The organism is Photobacterium sanguinicancri, assembly GCF_002265265.1.
Classification (GTDB): Bacteria; Pseudomonadota; Gammaproteobacteria; order Enterobacterales; family Vibrionaceae; genus Photobacterium; species Photobacterium sanguinicancri.
This window is the reverse complement of record NZ_NOIF01000346.1, coordinates 1-1,677: the sequence shown is the minus strand read 5'-3', so window position 1 is coordinate 1,677 and position 1,677 is coordinate 1. Positions and strand designations below refer to the sequence as shown.

Annotated in this window: 3 protein-coding genes; 2 read left to right on the top strand and 1 reads right to left on the bottom strand. The window is 38.5% G+C overall.

Translation table 11 applies throughout. From position 1 onward, the window contains the following. Window positions 1–105: 105 nt before the first annotated feature. The gene (locus tag ASV53_RS23920; protein WP_048898345.1) at window positions 106–414 is read right to left on the bottom strand and encodes a DUF496 family protein; all 309 of its coding nucleotides are present in this window, start codon (window positions 412–414) and stop codon (window positions 106–108) included. A 419-nt stretch (window positions 415–833) separates the two neighbouring features. Here ASV53_RS23920 and cspE (ASV53_RS23915) point away from each other — a divergent pair, with 419 nt between their 5' ends. Together cspE (ASV53_RS23915) and cspE (ASV53_RS23910) are read left to right on the top strand one after the other, a co-directional pair. Then, entirely contained in the window at window positions 834–1,043 is a 210-nt protein-coding gene (gene cspE, locus ASV53_RS23915) for a transcription antiterminator/RNA stability regulator CspE (RefSeq protein ID WP_062689041.1), read from the top strand. A gap of 402 nt (window positions 1,044–1,445) precedes the next feature. Next, the gene (gene cspE / locus ASV53_RS23910; RefSeq protein ID WP_094958976.1) at window positions 1,446–1,655 is read left to right on the top strand and encodes a transcription antiterminator/RNA stability regulator CspE; all 210 of its coding nucleotides are present in this window, start codon (window positions 1,446–1,448) and stop codon (window positions 1,653–1,655) included. Window positions 1,656–1,677: the final 22 nt, after the last annotated feature.

Sequence of the window (1,677 nt, the reverse complement as noted above, 5' to 3'; positions counted from 1 at the left end):
CAGATATAACTGGGATGATTATCAAATTTCCGTCATTTAGACATAAAAAAACCTGATATTTCTATCAGGCTTTATTGATATGTCTTATTTAAAGCGGTTTCGCTATTACTGCTTAGCAGCAATCTCTACACGCTTTAATTCTTTAACTGCTTTGCTTACTTCACGACGCTCTTTAGAAAGCTCTGCACTTACGATGATGTGATCATCTACGCGGTCTTCGTAATCGCCTTTCATGTTCTCAACGATTTCTACGATCTCGTCGTGGCTCATACCTGGACGGATATATTCCATTAGGTTTTCTAGCAGCTCAACACGTTTACGGTTATCACGAATTTTACGGTCGTTGTCTAAGATTTCACGCTTCAATTTATTTTTGCGACGCGCTTGACGAACCAACTCTAGGATATTGTTCATTATTTGTCCTTATTTAAATCTACTAAACCCTTGCTGCAAAACGTTATATCAGAAAGTACCACCCAAGCTCAAGCAACCAAGCCGCTTCATCACTATTATTTCATCTACCATGATTTTGAACATACAAATGCAAGCCTAAGTGTAATCATCAATTATGACAAAATGGTATAACTTCAAAGATCATTGAATTTATTACCAATTGGTGTGAAACCGCCCACAATTTAAACGTTCAAACATTTGCTTTTTTCGCCATAGTGCCTAGTCTTTTGGTGACCGATAGTTTTTTCGATATCGGTAACTAACTGCAAAGCTTCTACATGCACCGCTAGGTATGTTGTCTGAAGGTATCCGGTTTTAGTTATCACTGTTGTTACAAGGACTATTGGCAATTTGTTGAAGTAAGGAATTCAGGAGACAACATGTCTAAAGCTACAGGTACCGTTAAGTGGTTTAACGAAGAGAAAGGTTTTGGTTTTATCACTCAAGATAATGGCGGTGCTGATGTATTCGTTCATTTCCGCGCTATCACTGGCGATGGCTTTAAAACGCTAGCAGAAGGCCAAAAAGTTTCATACGAAACAGAGCAAGGCCCTAAGGGCTTACAAGCTGCTAACGTAGAAGCAATGTAATTGTTCTGAATACAAGATAATTCAGATAAAAGGGCTGTGATTACAGCCCTTTTTTTCGCCCAAACATCACCAAAATCAATTGAAAACATCACCCTCATATCGACTTTAACCCATTCAAAGCAAACACTTTTTTGCTTGATTATTGCGTCATCTATCACATTTCTTTTTTCCACTAATGAATATTCAAAATATTATCTTGCCCAACCCTAAACACTGTGGCTTAATATTTCTCGGCCTGTAATGCAGTCCTATTTATGCAAGTATTGAAAGACCCTTCGTTCTACCGCTTACAATTAAGCTATTGTCCTGAAGAGCTTCTCATTCTTTTGTCCATAAGTAATTCATTATGTTGGCTTAAGTACGCAATAGTGCGTGTTTTTTATTATTTTCAGGAGACATGTCATGTCTAAAGCAACTGGTATCGTTAAGTGGTTTAACGACGAGAAAGGCTTCGGTTTTATCACTCAAGACAACGGCGGCGCTGACGTATTCGTTCACTTCCGTGCGATCACTGGTGAAGGCTTCAAATCTCTTGCTGAAGGTCAAAAAGTTTCTTTTGACATCGAGCAAGGTCAAAAAGGCCCTCAAGCTGCAAACGTTGAGCGTGCATAATTCTGATATAGTCAGATTATAA